The sequence below is a fragment of the Pectobacterium colocasium genome (assembly GCF_020181655.1).
GTDB lineage: Bacteria > Pseudomonadota > Gammaproteobacteria > Enterobacterales > Enterobacteriaceae > Pectobacterium > Pectobacterium colocasium.
The window spans coordinates 3,224,737-3,241,648 of record NZ_CP084032.1 but is presented as its reverse complement, the minus strand read 5'-3'; the positions used below and the strand labels follow the sequence as shown (position 1 = coordinate 3,241,648).

At 50.4% G+C, this 16,912-nt stretch carries 16 protein-coding genes; 12 read left to right on the top strand and 4 right to left on the bottom strand.

The window, feature by feature from the left end; genetic code table 11:
• Positions 1–30: 30 nt before the first annotated feature.
• The 7 genes from LCF41_RS14715 (at position 31) to LCF41_RS14685 (ending at position 6,433) form a co-directional block, all read left to right on the top strand.
• Complete coding sequence (locus tag LCF41_RS14715) at positions 31–408, top strand: dCTP deaminase (RefSeq protein ID WP_225085240.1); 378 nt, start codon at positions 31–33, stop codon at positions 406–408.
• A gap of 27 nt (positions 409–435) precedes the next feature.
• Positions 436–957 carry a dCTP deaminase gene (locus LCF41_RS14710; RefSeq protein ID WP_225085239.1) on the top strand — a complete coding sequence of 174 codons (522 nt, stop codon included), beginning with the start codon at positions 436–438 and terminating at the stop codon, positions 955–957.
• Positions 950–2,029, top strand: a complete 1,080-nt coding sequence (locus tag LCF41_RS14705; RefSeq protein WP_225085238.1) for a hypothetical protein — start codon at positions 950–952, stop codon at positions 2,027–2,029. Before LCF41_RS14710 ends, LCF41_RS14705 begins: the two co-directional genes overlap by 8 nt.
• A gap of 1 nt (position 2,030) precedes the next feature.
• Entirely contained in the window at positions 2,031–2,810 is a 780-nt protein-coding gene (locus LCF41_RS14700; protein ID WP_225085237.1) for a metallophosphoesterase family protein, read from the top strand.
• A gap of 80 nt (positions 2,811–2,890) precedes the next feature.
• Entirely contained in the window at positions 2,891–4,078 is a 1,188-nt protein-coding gene (locus LCF41_RS14695) for an ATP-grasp domain-containing protein (RefSeq protein WP_225085236.1), read from the top strand.
• Positions 4,075–5,289: an ATP-grasp domain-containing protein gene (locus LCF41_RS14690; RefSeq protein ID WP_225085235.1), complete on the top strand. Its 1,215-nt coding sequence runs from the start codon at positions 4,075–4,077 to the stop codon at positions 5,287–5,289. Before LCF41_RS14695 ends, LCF41_RS14690 begins: the two co-directional genes overlap by 4 nt.
• Positions 5,267–6,433 (top strand): MFS transporter, encoded by a 1,167-nt coding sequence (locus tag LCF41_RS14685; RefSeq protein WP_225085234.1) that lies wholly within the window; start codon positions 5,267–5,269, stop codon positions 6,431–6,433. The genes LCF41_RS14690 and LCF41_RS14685 overlap by 23 nt, the downstream gene beginning before the upstream one ends.
• A gap of 69 nt (positions 6,434–6,502) precedes the next feature.
• Here LCF41_RS14685 and treC read toward each other — a convergent pair whose 3' ends face one another.
• The 4 genes from treC to LCF41_RS14665 all read right to left on the bottom strand — a co-directional run bounded on the left by treC (position 6,503) and on the right by LCF41_RS14665 (position 11,684).
• Positions 6,503–8,188 carry an alpha,alpha-phosphotrehalase gene (gene treC, locus LCF41_RS14680; RefSeq protein WP_225085233.1) on the bottom strand — a complete coding sequence of 562 codons (1,686 nt, stop codon included), beginning with the start codon at positions 8,186–8,188 and terminating at the stop codon, positions 6,503–6,505.
• 29 nt (positions 8,189–8,217) lie between these two features.
• On the bottom strand, positions 8,218–9,636 hold the full coding sequence (gene treB, locus LCF41_RS14675) for a PTS trehalose transporter subunit IIBC (protein ID WP_225085232.1): 1,419 nt from the start codon (positions 9,634–9,636) through the stop codon (positions 8,218–8,220).
• Between the two features lie 577 nt (positions 9,637–10,213).
• Complete coding sequence (locus LCF41_RS14670; protein WP_225085231.1) at positions 10,214–10,774, bottom strand: GNAT family N-acetyltransferase; 561 nt, start codon at positions 10,772–10,774, stop codon at positions 10,214–10,216.
• A gap of 13 nt (positions 10,775–10,787) precedes the next feature.
• On the bottom strand, positions 10,788–11,684 hold the full coding sequence (locus LCF41_RS14665; RefSeq protein ID WP_225085230.1) for a PhzF family phenazine biosynthesis protein: 897 nt from the start codon (positions 11,682–11,684) through the stop codon (positions 10,788–10,790).
• Between the two features lie 117 nt (positions 11,685–11,801).
• Between LCF41_RS14665 and LCF41_RS14660 the strand changes: the two genes are divergently transcribed.
• From LCF41_RS14660 to LCF41_RS14640, 5 genes are all read left to right on the top strand, one after another.
• Positions 11,802–13,394 (top strand): ABC-F family ATPase, encoded by a 1,593-nt coding sequence (locus tag LCF41_RS14660; RefSeq protein WP_225085229.1) that lies wholly within the window; start codon positions 11,802–11,804, stop codon positions 13,392–13,394.
• Positions 13,395–13,798: 404 nt separating this feature from the next.
• Positions 13,799–15,112 (top strand): heme anaerobic degradation radical SAM methyltransferase ChuW/HutW, encoded by a 1,314-nt coding sequence (hutW, locus tag LCF41_RS14655; protein WP_225085228.1) that lies wholly within the window; start codon positions 13,799–13,801, stop codon positions 15,110–15,112.
• Positions 15,113–15,126: 14 nt separating this feature from the next.
• Positions 15,127–15,627, top strand: coding sequence for a heme utilization cystosolic carrier protein HutX (hutX, locus tag LCF41_RS14650; RefSeq protein WP_225085227.1), 501 nt, complete (start codon positions 15,127–15,129; stop codon positions 15,625–15,627).
• Complete coding sequence (locus LCF41_RS14645) at positions 15,624–16,253, top strand: NAD(P)H-binding protein (RefSeq protein ID WP_225085226.1); 630 nt, start codon at positions 15,624–15,626, stop codon at positions 16,251–16,253. The genes hutX and LCF41_RS14645 overlap by 4 nt, the downstream gene beginning before the upstream one ends.
• Positions 16,254–16,410: 157 nt before the next feature.
• Positions 16,411–16,887: a YlaC family protein gene (locus LCF41_RS14640; RefSeq protein WP_225085225.1), complete on the top strand. Its 477-nt coding sequence runs from the start codon at positions 16,411–16,413 to the stop codon at positions 16,885–16,887.
• Positions 16,888–16,912 lie beyond the last annotated feature (25 nt).

The following is a 16,912-nucleotide window of genomic DNA, read 5'->3' as shown; positions in this document are numbered from 1 at the left end:
GGGAAAACGTTCATTCGATATAAAGGTGACGTGATCGATCCAAAATTTGAGAACGAATACGATACCATTAATGCTGATGAAAATGGCATAATCATGAATAAGGGCGATTTTTTATTGGCCCATAGCCAAGAAAAAATAGGTAGCTCTAAATTTGTTCCTATTATTCATGCTAAATCGGGCATTGCCCGGCTAGGGTTATTCGTTCATGTTACAGCAGATCTGATTGATATAGGATCGTATGGTTGTATCACTTTCCAGCTATATAGTACGTTACCTATCCGCTTGTATCCTGGAATGAGAATAGGACAAGTTTCTTTCTGGAAGCCGATGGGCGAAGTGAATCTTTATCATGGTAAATATCAGGGGTCAGTAGGGCCAACCCCATCAAAGGTTTATCAAGATTTTTGAATCCAGCGTCATGAGAATCAGGAGGGAATGATGATACTCACGGGTAATGAGATTCATCGGCGTGTCAAATATGGAGAAATTACTATTTCTCCTTTTATCGAATCCCAATTAAATCCGAATAGTTATAATTATCGACTCGGCTCCCGACTGGGTATCCCCTATGTTAGTGGGGAAAGCGTGCAGTTTGATTTCATCACGCTTCCTCCCGAAGGCTATGTCATTGAAGCAAATACAACCTATCTGGGCCATACGCTTGAAACGTTAGGGAGCGACTTTTTTGCTATGTCATTGATTGGGCGGAGTTCACTGGGGCGCCTTGGTTTATGGCTTCAAGTGTCTGCAAATCTTGGACATACGGGATCGTGCCATCAATGGACTCTGGAGCTTGTGGCGGCGAAACCGTTCAGACTGTACCCCGGCATGCGTATTGGTCAGATATCTTTTTGGGCCAATGAGGGAGACGTTGGGCTTTATAAGGGAGGATACGCATCATTTAATGACCCGAAGACTTCCAGATTACGCCCCGAGTGGGAGGTTTGCCGTGGGTAATAAAATGGTTGATTCATGGTCGGTACTGTCCGATCGGCTTATTAAGGCGAAAGAAAATATTGCCGATGCATTTGTTCAATGTTTTGAAAAGCAATCGTTTGCTTTTCATGAGCCTGATAGTCTGTTGCCCACACGGGATCATTCCACGCTCTTTATCGGGTCAACCATCAGCACATTTAAATATTTACTGTCTGATCGGCACAAGACACGGAAACCTTTACGTTATTACACACGCCAAACGTGTCTCAGAACACAGAATAACAGGCGGTTTGGTACGGAATATCATCCCTGTTGGTCTTCTTTGTTCAGCAGCGTGGGGGCGCTAAGTGGGTGGGAGGATCGTGAGACAATCATCAGAGCGACAATGGATTTCGCCAAAGCGTTAGCCCGCATCGGGAATATTGATGTTCGTATCCATATATCGAGTACAGATATTGATTTGGTTACGCTTCTTCGCGGGTACGCTTCTCGTATCCCTCTGATCTTTGACAGCAAACCACTTCCCTATTATCGACATAAGTTTGGCATCGAAGGGGTTGGCGGGCGTAATTGTAACTTTGCGGTTAGCTTGGATGGTCAACACTACAGCGATATTGGCAATCTTATCGTGATTGAAGATCTCAACGTTCCCTTGGCCGTGGAGTCTGCGTTTGGTCTTGAAACCATCGCCTCGCGGATGTACGGTCTGGATAGTTCCGTGTATGCCCTCGATGCCGCCCGCGATATTGAGGAACTTTGTTCTGAATCGCTCCTTCTTGTTGATGCCCTCGTGGCATCTGTCGCCATTATCTCTGTCGGTATCCGTCCCATCGCTGATAACCGTGGTCGCGTATTGCGACGTTATTTGCAAGGGATAAGTCCATTGCGTAAAGAACTTGGTATGTCTATTGAGGATGTGGCTGCCATTGCTGGTCGCTTTGAAGCGAACTTTAATCACAGTAACCATATTCATACTTTTATTCAGCGCTATTTGTCGGCCTATGAAGACCTGCTGGAGCAGGGAAGAGCACCTGATGCAGTTAACGCTTCACTCAGCCGTCGTTTTGCCGATACCGCAAGTGAAAGGATATAAAATGAAGACTGGAATTATTTCGGACATTCATGAAGATGTTATCAGACTTGAGGCATCACTTCGGCTACTGGACGCCGCAGGTGTCGATGATGTCATCTGCCTTGGCGACATTGTTGGCTATTCCATTCCTTTTTACGGTTACCTCAAAACCAGAGATGCGAATCGGTGTGTGGATCTTGTCAGAGCCACATGCTCTGCGACGGTAATTGGAAACCACGATCTCTTTGCGGTACAGCGATTGCCCGTGAAGTCGGGGTCTTTCGTTTTTCCTGATGAATGGTACAGCTTGTCTTTTGCTGAGCGTCAGAAACGGGCGAAAGGCGATGTGTTCCTTTATGAAGACCACGAGCTTCCCTCTCTGCTTACTGAGGAGAATAAAGCGTGGCTGAGGGCGTTGCCGGAGACGGTGATAAAACATTATGGCACCCATAATGTGTTCATTTCTCATTATGCCAGTCCCGATTTGACGGGATGCTGCACCGCTGAGGTTAGCACCAGCAACGATCTCTCGGCGCATTTCGACGTACTTGAAATGAATCACTGTATCTATGGATTTTCAGGCAACGATCATATTCCCGGCATGAAAATTTTTGACACTGCGCAGGTAAGGCAATACGGTTTTGAAAAAATAGCACTAACAGAGAAAGCAGCGTGGATTACCGAGCCGACCATTTCGTTAGGAACGGTTCCGAATGGAGTCATGCTGTACGACAGTGATGAACGAACGATCTCAGTTCTCCCTCTTGAGGGGCGTTTACATACTCTCCCTTTGTCAATTTAATTCACAGTCTTTCTATGAGGCGCGATATGTCGAGAAAAACGATCCTGTATATTAATGGACGGCAGAATCCTCACGAACGTATGGCAGAAATGAAAGCGGCTCGACAGTCTGGTCTGGATATTGTGCTGCTTGGCAAGCAATTACCCGACTGGGCTATGGAACTGAGTGTGGAATCCGTCTTGCTGGACCTGAATGATGATGAGACGGTTAAAAGCCGCGTGATGGAGCTGGATAAGCGCTATGATTTTTGTGGCGTAGTCTGTTGGTCTGAAACGGATGTTCCGCTGCGAAGTGTATTGACTGAAGCATTAGGTTTACCCGGTATGGAACCTGATTTTGTCATAGGATGCCGAGACAAAATAGCGATGAAACGGAAACTTGATGCATGTCAGGATCTACTTCCGCAGTGGGATAAGATTGACTCGCTGGCTTCTGCCGTGGCGTCGGCGGCACGTATAGGGTATCCGGTTATTCTGAAGCCATCTTCGGGATCGGGTTCTAAAGGTATCTTCAAAATAGAGCATGAGGATGAGTTAGAAGCAGCGCTGGCGGCGCTAGCGCATATTGCGAATGCTGAGTTTGATGCGGTCTTCTCTCGTTTTGGAGGGGACATCCTGATGGAGGAGTATGTTGATGGCCCTGAATTTAGTGTGGATGGCTATGTACATGATCATACGATTACGTTTGTCGGTATTACGGATTATCAATCTGACCAACAGACGTTCGTTGAAAACAGACATATTTTCCCCTCAGCGCTGCCTGCAACGTATCAGCAGGTAATCCTGAAAAGTGCTGAGCGATTGATTACTGCGCTGAACATTAACGCAAGCATGTTTCATCTGGAAGGGAAGTATAGCCGTCATGGATTTCGTTTTATTGAGTGTGCTGCACGGCCTGCTGGGGGATATATATCGACGCATCTCCTTCAGTCTGCTTCGGGTGAAAAGCATCTGAGCAATTATTTTCGCGTCTGTCAGGGGCTTGCCCCCGAACCGCTTCCCGCGATCCACGATACTGTGGGTGTCCGCTATCTCTTTGCGGAAAAGGCAGGAAACTATAGTGGGTGTGAAAATTTGGATGAAATACTTCGCCATCCTGCTATTCAGCACGTCTATATGCATTTTCCTCCTGGCCACCACGTTGTATTACCTCCCGATGATTTTAACGCCTATCGTCTGGGTGTGGTGATTGCAAGCCACCCAGATAGTCAGCAACTGGCATCGATTCTTGAATGGGCGGCACAAACGATCAGGTTTAATATTGTATGAATAACACGATCATTCTTTTTGGTTGCGCATCTTTTCGTCAGGGTCCCAGAGCCATTGAGCAAGCTCGATCTATCGGGCTCTATCCCGTATTGGTTGATACGCGTGAAAATCTGGATAGGCTTAACAGCAAACTTAGACTTGATATTGAACAGTATGCGATCCCGGATAAAACTTACGGCGCGAGTTTGCCCATCATTGAGCAGCTTTCTGCTTTACACACTCTTATTGGGATCTATACGTTTGAAGAATATTCGGTGCAGACCTGTTCCTTGCTATGTGAACGATTCCGTTTGCCCACAAGCCCGTCTGATGCCATTGCGACGATAAGAAACAAATACCAGTGTCGGCGTCGTCTTCAGGAGGCGGGGTTGCCACAGCCTGCTGCTGGTGTGTTTGCGTCTATTGAAGAGGCACATGATTTCATCATGCGCTCAGAAGGGGATAGCTGGATAGTCAAACCACTCGACGCCGCAGGAAGTTTGGGGGTGCGCCGAATTGAACGGCATAACTTTCATCAGTTAGAGCAGGCGTTCGCTTCCCTTACTCCCGATCAACAGACGTGCTTTATTGTGGAACAGTTCATCACGGGAAAAGAGTACAGCATTGAAGGCTATTTCTGCGGTGGAGCGCCTTGCTATCTTGGCGTGACGGAAAAGCATCTTCGTGCCGGGGAATACTTTGTGGAAGATATGCATGTCTTTCCTGCCCCCATAACAGATGTACAGCGAGCGGCTATTCTGCATCATGCCAGTCAAGCATTAAAAGCCACGGGATTAACCTTTGGTCATTTTCATATCGAGTGCTGGCTTATCAATGGCGCAGACGTAATGATGGGGGAGATTCATAATCGTCCTGGTGGGGACTATATTCATCTGCTGACGGAGTTGTGCACTGGTGTTGAGACATATCGCGTTGTATTCGAACAATATGTACATTCGGCTGTTAAGCCTTTGACGGCACAATACCATCGTGCCGCCGTTGTGAAGTATTTTGATGCGTCGCCGGGCATTCTTAGGGAGATAGTCGGCCTTGATGATGTGGCGGCCAATCTCTATTTGACAGAAGTCTCTGTGAGTTGTGGCGATCGGATTGTGCCTTGTCATGAATCATCGCACCGGATCGGATGTGTGGTGGCAACGGGGGCAGATACACAGGAAGCCCTGTCAACGGTAAAGGAGAACATGGCGCATGTTGTCTTTAACATGGTATAGAGAACGCGTATCAAGCTATTCGCTGAATGCTTTCCTGTTTTCGTACAGTTGGTTTGCGATTCTTGCCATCTTGGCTCTCTACTTGAGTAATACTCTGGCGTTGTCATCTACGCTTACCGCACTCCTTATCATGACGGCTTCTGTTGGCGCGAAGGTGACGCGGCTTATTATCTCCCCTTTTATTGATGTGTTGCCGCCGCAGAAATCTGCCGCATTGGCGGCGGCAGTGATGGGAACCAGTTGCTTACTGCTGGCAGTGACCCACCAGGTTCCTCTGCTTTTTGTCGCAGTATTGGGCTATGGCGTTTCTTATGGGTCAAATAGTTTGTTATTACGCGCTATGGCGGGTGCAACGGAGGATGAGAGAAAACGTGCCACTTTATTCGTTCAGCTTTCAATCATTGCCAATTTGGCGTCGATGCTTGCGCCTCTTGTCTCCATCACGTTGTTCAGTAAATTGTCTCCAGTGTTGCCGTTTTACTGTACGAGTATGGTGATGTATGCGTTGAGCCTGTGGATTTATTTCAAGGATGAACTGCCGCCTTTACCGGTGCAGAACGCATGGTTAACGTCGCTGAAATACCAGATTGCAAATAAAGCCTTACAGCAATTCTTTTTTTTAACGCTGCTGTGCTGGATGATCTACTCTCAGCTTTTTTCTGCATTGCCACTGTATGCCCAGCAGTTATTAAATCGTACGGAAGACATTGGTTTTTTGCTAAGTTTTAATGCGATTTTGTCAGTGTTTTTGGCACCTAAACTGCAAAAAATATTTATGCGGAATCACATTTCTAATCGGCAGATTATTTTTTTTTCGCTACTCATGCATGCCATCGGTTCTCTGGGGCTGCATTTTTCACAAACGTTAGTACATCTATATTTCTCACTGACGCTATGGACGTTAGGTGAATTGCTATTAATTCCGACGCTACAGACCTTATTGTCTGGCATGACAGAAAAAGGCATGTTGGTGAGCGTGATGGCAGTCAATTCGATTGCGATGGGGCTTGGTGAAGGGATTGGCGGGTTTCTCGGTGTGTGGCTGACGCGCAATACGTCGTGGGGGTTCGTTTTTTTCTCCGCGTTGAGTCTTTTTACCGCGTTGTATTTTATGACGAATAAATATTTCGTCCGCTTATCTTGAGTGACGATCGTTAACTTCATGGTAAGCACCGAATCGGGCACCCTATGCGCTCGATTCGGGCTATCATAGCTAAACCTTTCCTTCTTTCTCCCGCATGCCTTGCACCCAATATATGGCTTCAAACGGACGCAGCGCCAGTATGGCGGGCTGGGGTTGTGTGTCAGAATAATTGCTGAACAACAGTCGCCAGCGGCGCTCATGGGCGTCCGTTGGTGGTTCCCAACGTAGGGGCTGTTTGCTGAGATTTGCCAGAACCAGAAGCCGTTGGCCTTCCCAGGTACGCTGATAGCACCAGATATGGGGATGATCTGGCAGCAAATCCTGATACTCTCCATACGTCAGTAGCGGTAGCGCTTTACGCATGGCGATAAGCTGCTGATAGGTATAAAAAATAGAGTCTTTATCCGCCAATGCCTGACTCGCGTTGACGTGGGTAAAGTTTTGACACGGTGCTATCCACGGCGTGCCAGTCGTAAATCCAGCATGGCTGCTGGCATCCCATTGCATCGGTGTACGGCCGTTATCGCGTGATTTGCTGGCGAGGATCGCTAAGATTTGTGCATCTGGCTGACCCCGATCGCGCTGTTCAGCAAATTGATTCAGGCTTTCAATATCCCGGTATTGTTCAATCTGCGTATAGCCGGGATTGGTCATACCCAGTTCTTCGCCCTGATAGATATAGGGGGTGCCCTGCATGCCGTGAAGCACCATCGCCAGCATCTTGGCGGATTGCACGCGGAATTCGCCGTCATCCCCGAAACGCGACACGATGCGCGGCTGATCGTGATTACACCAGAACAGCGCATTCCAGGCGTGGTTGTGCATCCCCTGCTGCCAGTGAGTAAAAATCTGCTTGAGCTGGATGAAGTCAGGCTCCGCCAGCGTCCATTTTTCGCCATTCGGATAATCGACTTTCAGATGGTGAAAATTGAACGTCATAGAGAGCTCGCTACCGTCCAATGCGGCGTAGCGGCGGCAGTGCTCCAACGAGGTTGATGACATTTCGCCGACGGTCATCAAGCCACGGGGCTGAAAAACATCTTGGCTGAATTCCTGCAAGTAATCATGAATCAGCGGTCCATCGGTGTAGAAACGGCGTCCATCGCCCTGAGCATCGGACGGAAAATCCTGCTGTTTGGAGACCAAATTGATCACATCCAGACGCAACCCGTCCACGCCTTTATCCGCCCAAAATTCACAGACCTGTTTTAATTCATCCCGTACGCGCGGGTGCTCCCAATTCAGATCGGCCTGTTCAGTGGCGAAAAGGTGCAGATAATACTGTTTGCTTTCTTCGTGCCACTGCCAGGCGGGGCCGCCAAATTTTGAACGCCAGTTATTGGGTAATGCGCCGTCATTGCCATCACGCCAGATATAAAAATGTCGATAGGGACTGCGGCGATCCTGTGCATTCAGGAACCAGTGGTGTTGCGTAGAGGTGTGGTTGAACACCATATCCATGACGATACGAATGCGGCGTCGGTGCGCTTCTGCGATCAACGTTTCCATATCAGCCATGGTGCCGTAGGTCGGGTCGATGGCGCAGTAGTCGGCGACGTCATAGCCGTTATCAACCTGAGGGGAAAGATAAACCGGCGTCAGCCAGATCGCATCAACGCCCAACTGTTGCAGATAATCGAGTCGGGCGGTAATGCCAGCGATGTCGCCAATGCCATTTCCGGTACTGTCCTGAAAGCTCTTCGGGTAGATCTGATAAATTACGCCGTTTTGCCACCAGGGAAGCGAGGTAGTCATGAACAATCCTCCTAATCTATGCGTGGCCGTTATGCAGGATCCAGCGTGCCATTGCGGCTCTTGCGTTTATAGACCAGCGACGTCAATACGATTGGAATGACGGCGGCAACCAGCATGGCGAGCGCGAAAATTCCCCAAAATTGTGGCTTGATGGAGAGAATACCCGGCAATCCACCAACACCGATGCCATTTGCCGTCACACCGTACAGGCCGCAAATGAGCGCAGCGGCGGCGGAACCAATCATGGCGCACAGCATCGGAAAGCGGTATTTCAGGTTGATACCGTACATGGCCGGCTCGGTCACGCCTAGAAAGGCGGAAATGGCGGCGGGAACAGAAATTTCACGTTCGTTGGCTTTCCGGCTGACGAGAATCACCCCAACGACTGCGGCCGCCTGGGCAATGTTGGACAGCGCGATGAGTGGCCAAACCGGCGTACCGCCCATACTCTGAATCATCTGCATATCAATCGCTAACGTTGTTTGGTGCACGCCGGTGATGACCAGCGGTGCATACAGAAACCCAAACAGCGCAGCACCAATGGGGGCAAAACTTCCCGTCATTACTGCCTTAACGGTCCAGGCGACACCATCGCCAATCATTCGGCCAAACGGACCAATCAAGGTATGTGCCAGGAAAACAGCCAGAATGAGTGAGGTCACTGGCACGACCACCAGATAGAGGTAATCCGGCACGATTTTTTTCAGCCGTATTTCGATCAGCGCCAGCGCCATCCCAGCTAAGACGGAAGGGATAACCTGTGCCTGATAACCTATTTTCTCAATCGTGAACCAGCCAAAATTCCAGACCTCGGGCGTTTGCTGCCCGATGAGGTAGGCGTTCATTAGCTGCGGCGATACCAGCGTGATACCGAGTACGATGCCGAGTATCGGTGTGCCGCCCATTTTGCGCACGGTTGACCAGCAGACCGCGACGGGGAGATAGAAGAAGATGGCTTCGCCCAGCAGCCAAAGGAAATCGTAGACGGTTTTCCAGGTCGGATAGAGCTGTACCAGCGTTTGCCCGTCGCGCATCGGGATATCGCCGATAACGTTACGTGCGCCGAGGATCAAGCCTCCGCTGATAAGCGCAGGAAGCAGTGGAAAAAAGATTTCGGCAAAATGTGAAATGCTGCGCTCGAACCAGCTCATATTTTGACGAGCGGCGACTTTAGCCTCTTCTTTATTGATTTCGCCTTTTCCCGTTGTGGCGAGCAGTGCTTTGTAATACTCATCCACGTCGGTGCCGATCACAACCTGAAACTGCCCGGCATTCGTGAAGCACCCTTTGACAATCCGCAGCTCTTCAATGTTTTTGGGATGGGCTTTGGACGCATCGTGTAAAACGAAGCGGAGGCGAGTGATGCAGTGCGTGACAGCCGCGATATTCTCACGTCCGCCAACCAGTTCGATCAGGCGGTCAATATCCTGTTGTTTCACTTTACTCATAGTCATGTCCTTTTTATCTTTTAGCGCAGACGTCAGGGACGCGAAGCAAGTACAGCTAGAGAAAAGCATAGTCTGTTAACGATGATTTTGCCGCGAAAGGAAAACGCATTGGGCTGTTTTTAAAAGAGAATGTTTAGGCATGCGGTGTGCCGCACAAATCTGAGAGATGCAGCTAGACAAAAAAGGAAGGAGGAGGCGTGGCGCGGTGCAAGGGAGAGAAAAACAAAAGCCGCCTATAAAAGAGGCGGCTTTAGAGATTGTTTATATCACAATCAGAACGGGCTGATGATTGACCCAATACGTTCGCAGTAACTGACATAAACATCTCCCATTCTTTTAAAGAATTTGCTGATTTTACGAAACATTTTCATTATCAGGCTCCTCTAACGGGTTAGTTAAGTGTGATGTTAATCACGTTTTTAATGGTAGCGGAGCTGAAATCAGATTTCAACATTTTTGTGATATCAGTCACAAAAATATAACGAGTTGGCACATGCGGTACGTTGTGGAGTGAAAGAACCTGATGCGCGACCGGCTAGCCAGCGAATCAGGTGATGGCATGTCATGGGACGTGATATCAGGCGGGATAGCGATAAATATTGTGATCGAACCACTGTTCACCAATCCGCTCGGCATCTTTCTCGATGTGATGAAAGTGGAAACCAAGCCGTTGCGCGACAGCGTTACTGCGCGTGTTGGCGGTTGAGGCTTTGATGATGCTACGTTCGACGAGGTGTGCAGCGGTATAGGCGGCTATCAATGTGCTGACGGCCTGAGAAACGATGCCTTTCCCTTCAAAGGCTTCGGCGATCCAGTAGCCGATGACGCCTTCTTTATCCTGAATCGTATTGAAGGAGACGATGCCAGCCAGCGCATTGTCCCAGCGGATGACATACACGGCGGACGTTTTGTCGAAGAACGCCTTTCTGTTGCCGCGAATCGTTTCACGCGTGTCATCGACGCGCTTGACGGAATCCGGCCAGGGTAACGTCCGCCGCAGACGGGCTTTTTCCTGCTGGATCAAGGCGAAGAGCGCATCGGCATCGCGCTCTTCCTGTATCGTCAGACGCAAGTGTGGTGGATGCCGTAGTTCATACAGATCATCGATCACGGACATATCAGCAAATGGTTTTTCCATAAAATCCCTCCCGTTACCCCTGCAAGGTACCGTCAACGATCGTGACGCTGTGTCCGCCGACCCAGGGTTCATCGTTCAGGTAAGTGACGGTAATGCGGCCATCGCAGTTCAGCATCGTGCCCTGTCGTGCCAGGTAGCTGAGTGGCGCGGTGACGTTATTGGTGGAGTGCTGTTGGCGAAGCAGCGCAGCCAGACAGGCGTTAGCACTGCCAGTCACCGGATCTTCTTTGAGATGACCACGCTCAATATAGAATGCGCGAACTTCATAATCGGCTGGCGTCGCGTTATCGTGCGGGCCGTAGATGGCAATGCCGTCAGTCTGGCTGAGGGTTTGCGCGGCTGAGAGCGCGTCTGCATCAGGTGTGATGTTCAGGCAGGTGTCGGCGCTGTCGACACGAATCACCAGCCAGCGAATACCCATGTGTACTGCGGTGGGTGGGTAGCGGTTATCGATAGCAGCATTATCAGAACCCGTAATGCCAAGCGTTTTTTCCAGCAGTGGCATGTGCTCGTCACCGAACGGAACCATAGTGGCCTGCGGTGCGTGAAAAGCCAGGCTTCCATCATCATGGATATTAATCGGGACTAAGCCAACGCCGCACTGCTGCACCAACTGGCCTGGGGATTTCGGGCGCAAGCCTTCTTCCAGCAGGGCATGTGCAGTGCCTAGCGTAGGGTGTCCGGCAAAGGGCATTTCCGACTCTGGCGTAAAAATGCGTACGTGGTAATCCGCCAGAGGGTCGGTGGCGGGCAGGACAAACGTGGTTTCTGATAGGTTTGTCCAACGCGCGATATCCTGCATTTGCGCATCGGTTAGCCCATTGGCTTCCAGAATGACGGCAAGCGGATTGCCCTTGAAAGGCTGTTGGGTAAAAACGTCGACCTGTTTGAAACGACGTACTATAGGCATCGCATTTCTCTCCTGTATGCGCTATCGCTTAAATATCACTCAAAACTAACCGCGATCCTATCGCGCGCTTGTGGCATAATGCGCGCCAAATCACATTCCGACTCGAGTATAAGTGCTGTGTTAAGTACCAACAATATCACCATGCAGTTCGGCAGCAAGCCGTTGTTTGAAAACATTTCCGTTAAATTTGGCGGCGGTAACCGTTACGGTTTGATTGGCGCAAATGGCTGCGGTAAATCCACATTCATGAAGATTCTCGGTGGCGACCTGGTGCCGAGCGCTGGTAACGTCTTCCTCGATCCTAATGAGCGTCTGGGTAAATTGCGTCAGGATCAGTTCGCTTTTGAAAAATACAGCGTGCTGGATACCGTCATCATGGGCCACGGGGAGCTGTGGGCGGTAAAAGAAGAGCGCGACCGTATCTACGCATTGGCTGAAATGAGCGAAGAGGACGGTTATAAAGTTGCCGATCTGGAAGTGCAATACGGTGAGATGGATGGTTACAGCGCAGAATCTCGTGCCGGCGAACTGTTACTGGGCGTAGGGATTCCGGTTGAGCAGCACTATGGTTTGATGAGTGAGATTGCGCCGGGCTGGAAACTGCGTGTCCTGTTGGCGCAGGCGCTGTTTGCCGATCCAGATATCCTGTTGCTCGACGAACCCACCAACAACCTGGATATCGATACTATCCGCTGGCTGGAGCAGGTGCTGAACGAGCGTAACAGCACCATGATCATCATTTCGCATGACCGTCACTTCCTGAATATGGTGTGTACGCACATGGCGGATCTGGACTACGGCGAACTGCGTATTTATCCCGGTAACTACGATGAATACATGACGGCCGCGACGCAGGCTCGTGAGCGTCTACTGGCCGATAACGCCAAGAAGAAAGCGCAAATTTCCGAACTGCAATCGTTCGTTAGCCGTTTTAGCGCCAACGCCTCTAAATCCAAACAGGCGACATCACGCGCACGCCAGATCGATAAAATCCAGTTGGATGAAGTAAAAGCGTCCAGCCGTCAAAACCCGTTTATCCGTTTCGATCAGGATAAGAAACTGTTCCGTAATGCGCTGGAAGTGGAAGCGTTGAGCAAAGGTTTTGACAATGGTCCGCTCTTCAACAAGCTGAACCTGATGGTCGAAGTTGGTGAGAAAGTCGCTATTCTGGGTACCAACGGTATCGGTAAAACGACGCTGTTAAAAACGCTGGTCGGCGATCTTCAGCCAGACAGCGGTACGGTGAAGTGGTCTGAAAATGCAAAAATCGGCTACTACGCGCAGGATCACGAATACGAGTTCGACGAGACGCTGACCGTTTTTGACTGGATGAGCCAGTGGAAACAGGAAAAAGACGACGAACAAGCCGTACGTAGCGTGCTGGGTCGTTTGCTGTTCAGTCAGGATGACATTAAGAAGAAAGTGAAGGTGTTATCCGGTGGTGAAAAAGGCCGCATGCTGTTCGGTAAACTGATGATGCAGCGTCCTAACATTCTGGTCATGGATGAACCGACTAACCACTTGGATATGGAATCTATTGAATCGCTGAACATGGCGCTGGATATGTATGAAGGGACGCTGCTGTTCGTTTCTCATGATCGTGAGTTCGTTAGCTCGCTGGCGACCCGTGTTCTGGAAATTACGCCGAATAAAGTGATCGATTTCACCGGTAACTATGAAGATTACCTGCGCAGCCAGGGTATTCAGTAAGTCCTATACCGACCTTCAGGCCTAAATCATGGCCTGAAGGTCGGCTATTTTCCTTTCTTTCGTTCTCTCTGTGCGCGGTTTATTTCTTTTCGCTGATGCTATCGGACGGAAACATTCCCCGATCCTGCCTGTATTTATTACTCAAATTAACGAACTTTAATAAACGCTGTTTTTTTTTCGTACTTGTTAAAAAAACAAAGAGGGATAGACCGTAATCCTATGAAATAAAATAGCGATACGGTTTTTCGGCATGATTTTCAGTTTGCACAAAAGAAAACAGTTTGTTAATCCCTGTCGTTATTTTGCTGTATTCAAATTCAGCCCCTTCGTTTACGTGTTCTCCTCGTTGCCAAATAAAAATAATTATCATTTAATTTATTTTATTGAATATTTGGGGGCCGTTAATGAACATCGATTTGACGCCGTATTATGCCGAGTCCGGTGAGCAGCCTTTTAGCGCCCGACGTATGGCCATGCCTTGGCGCAACCATGTGCCGCTTTCACCAGAACAGATTCCGGCCGGTTGGCAGACGCTGAAGCAGCAGATCGTGCCTGCGCGTAAGCGTCTGCTCTACCTGCACATTCCTTTCTGTGCCACGCACTGCACGTTCTGCGGTTTTTATCAAAACAAGCTGCGTGATGACAGCACGGCGACCTATACCCGCTATTTGTTGCAGGAACTGGCGATGGAAGCGGACAGCCCGCTGCATCAGTCTGCGCCGATTCATGCGGTGTACTTTGGCGGTGGTACTCCAACGGCGCTGGCGGCCGATGAACTGTCACAAATTATTCGTGCGATCCGCACCTCTCTGCCGTTAGCCCCAGACTGTGAAATCACGGTGGAAGGGCGGGCGATGGATTTTGACGATGAGCGAATCGATGCCTGTCTGGATGCGGGTGCGAACCGCTTCTCCATTGGGATTCAGACGTTCGATACCCGCATTCGTCAGCGTATGGCGCGTACGTCGGATAAGCAGCAGTCAATTCGCTTCCTTGAGCGCCTGTGCGAGCGAGACAGGGCTGCCGTAGTGTGCGATCTGATGTTCGGCCTGCCGGAACAAACGCCGGAAATCTGGCGCGAAGATCTGGCGATCGTCAGTGATTTACCGCTAGACGGCGTCGATCTGTATGCGCTGAACCTGTTACCGACCACGCCGCTGGCGAAAGCGGCCGAAAACCAGCGCGTCGCGCTGCCTGATGTGGTGGCCCGTCGTGATTTTTACCGGACTGGCGCGGCATTTCTGGCCGATGCTGGTTGGCACCAGCTTAGCAACAGCCATTGGGCGCGCACCACGCGTGAACGCAACTTGTACAACCTGCTGATTAAACAGGGCGCGGACTGTCTGGCAATGGGAAGCGGTGCGGGCGGCAATATAAATGGGCAAGCCTACATGATGGAACGCAGCCTGGAGCGCTACTACCAGCAGATCGATCAGGGGCAAAAACCGATCATGATGATGACGCCAGCTAGTCCTACCGGGCCGTGGCAGCATCAGCTTCAGGCGGGTATTGAGGTTGGTCGTATCAAGCTGCCCCAACTGACTCGACATGCCCGTGAACTTCAGCCGTTACTCAGCCAGTGGCACCAGGCCGGGTTGACCTGTGACGATTCCACCTGCCTGCGCCTGACCAACGACGGCCGCTTCTGGGCGAACAACCTGATGCAGGCATTACAACAAATTATCCCTCAGCTTAATGCCGAAGAGCATACGCACTAGCCGGAGACGCAACGATGACCATGACACTGCATGAATTACTGGCAACCAACCCCGATGGCACACTGGAAGAGATCGCCGGAAAGTACAATACCTCGCTGTTTGCCGTGGTTGAGGCTTTGCCTGCAACACAGCGTACAGTAGCGGTGGGCGATCGCTTCGATCAGGTGTGGGACACGATGGCGACCTGGGGGGAAGTGACGCTCATTAGCCACACGGCGGACGCGATTCTGGAATTCAAGAGCGAGCTGCCAACCGGTACACATCGCCACGGTTACTTTAATTTGCGCGGCAAAAATGGCCTGAGCGGGCATATTCGTGCGACGAGCTGTCAGCATATTGCGTTTATCGAGCGTAAGTTCATGGGGATGGACACGGCGTCCGTGGTGTTCTTTAATGCCAGCGGAGCAGCGATGTTTAAAATTTTCCTTGGACGAGACAGCCACCGCCAGCTGTTGAGCGCTCAGGTTGAGGCGTTCCGCGCGTTGGCGAGTGAATTACAACTGGAGCAGGTATGACGTGGTTACTTTTCGGCGCGGGCAATGGGGTTGGCGCCTGCTTATTACAGCGGGCTATTGAGTGCGAACAGGCGGTCGTACTCGTCCTGCGTAATCCTGAGCAGGCTAAACACTGGCGTGAGCAGGGAATGAGAGTGGTGGAAGGCGATGCCTGCGATCCGGAAACGGTAGCGGAAGCCTGTCGTGTGGCGGGCCCCGCGGCCATTGTGGTATCGACGATGGGCGGTGGCTCGGTAAATTATCAGGGTCACCGAACGGTGATCGATGGCGCCGAGCAGGCGGGTATCAAGCGTATGCTGCTGGTGACGTCACTGGGCTGCGGTGATAGCTGGCCGCTGTTGTCGCCCCGCGCTAGAGCCGCGTTTGGTTTTGCAGTACGTGAGAAGTCGCTGGCGGAAAGCTGGTTGCAGAGCAGCTCGTTGGATCACTGTATTGTGCGTCCCGGCGGCCTGCTGGATGTGGTCGCGACGCACAATGCGAAGCTGACGCAAGGCACTGCGACGCTGGGGCTGGTGTCACGCTGGGATGTGGCGCTGGCGGTTGATCAATTGCTGCAACAGCCCGTGTTTGGCAATCAGATCTATAATCTGATCGATCCCGATCTCACCCTGCCTGCCATTCCGTAATTGCCATCTTGTCATTAAGGTTGCCGGGATAATCTCTCCCGGCATCAGGCAAACTGTTATAGTCAATCTGTAGAAAACTGTATCTGTTATCTCTTATGTGGCTATGTTCTAATCGATACCAGCAGTGTTGTATTCCTTAAGCATGATGGTGACGACGATGGACGAAGTAAAACGCCTTCTGACCGAAGAGATCGAACGTATCAATCGGGAAGAAAAACGCGACAATAAAATACGTTTTAGTCGCAAATTCATGCAGTCTCACCCCTATCTGTTTGCCGCGATGCTGGTGAGCTACGTGCCGGTCGCGATCATCCTTTTTTATGCCTCTTATTTTGGCTTACCGTATCTGATCGGTTTTACCGTCTTTCTGCTGGTGATGACACTGGCACTGTCGATGGACATTAACCCGACCTATCGTTTTGAAGACATCGATACGCTGGATTTACGCGTGTGCTATAACGGCGAGTGGTTTACGATCCGCCACGTATCGCAGGACACGCTGGATCAGTTGCTACGCAATGAGCAAGTGCCGCCCGCGGTGAAAGCAGGGATAGAAAAAATTCAGCGTACGAAAGGCGATGTAGATTTCTATGACGTTTTCTCGCTAGCCTACCGCAAGCAACCTTCTGCCTAATCTTTTCTGTTTTTGATTGCACTCT

Excerpts from the sequence above, each read along its gene's own strand:
- LCF41_RS14710 (WP_225085239.1), top strand. The coding sequence starts at position 436 with ATGATGATACTCACGGGTAATGAGATTCATCGGCGTGTCAAATATGGA.
- LCF41_RS14700 (WP_225085237.1), top strand. The coding sequence starts at position 2,031 with ATGAAGACTGGAATTATTTCGGACATTCATGAAGATGTTATCAGACTT.
- LCF41_RS14695 (WP_225085236.1), top strand. The coding sequence starts at position 2,891 with ATGGCAGAAATGAAAGCGGCTCGACAGTCTGGTCTGGATATTGTGCTG.
- LCF41_RS14690 (WP_225085235.1), top strand. The coding sequence starts at position 4,075 with ATGAATAACACGATCATTCTTTTTGGTTGCGCATCTTTTCGTCAGGGT.
- LCF41_RS14685 (WP_225085234.1), top strand. The coding sequence starts at position 5,267 with ATGTTGTCTTTAACATGGTATAGAGAACGCGTATCAAGCTATTCGCTG.
- treC (WP_225085233.1), bottom strand. The coding sequence starts at position 8,188 with ATGACTACCTCGCTTCCCTGGTGGCAAAACGGCGTAATTTATCAGATC.
- treB (WP_225085232.1), bottom strand. The coding sequence starts at position 9,636 with ATGAGTAAAGTGAAACAACAGGATATTGACCGCCTGATCGAACTGGTT.
- LCF41_RS14670 (WP_225085231.1), bottom strand. The coding sequence starts at position 10,774 with ATGGAAAAACCATTTGCTGATATGTCCGTGATCGATGATCTGTATGAA.
- LCF41_RS14665 (WP_225085230.1), bottom strand. The coding sequence starts at position 11,684 with ATGCCTATAGTACGTCGTTTCAAACAGGTCGACGTTTTTACCCAACAG.
- hutW (WP_225085228.1), top strand. The coding sequence starts at position 13,799 with ATGAACATCGATTTGACGCCGTATTATGCCGAGTCCGGTGAGCAGCCT.
- hutX (WP_225085227.1), top strand. The coding sequence starts at position 15,127 with ATGACCATGACACTGCATGAATTACTGGCAACCAACCCCGATGGCACA.
- LCF41_RS14645 (WP_225085226.1), top strand. The coding sequence starts at position 15,624 with ATGACGTGGTTACTTTTCGGCGCGGGCAATGGGGTTGGCGCCTGCTTA.
- LCF41_RS14640 (WP_225085225.1), top strand. The coding sequence starts at position 16,411 with ATGGACGAAGTAAAACGCCTTCTGACCGAAGAGATCGAACGTATCAAT.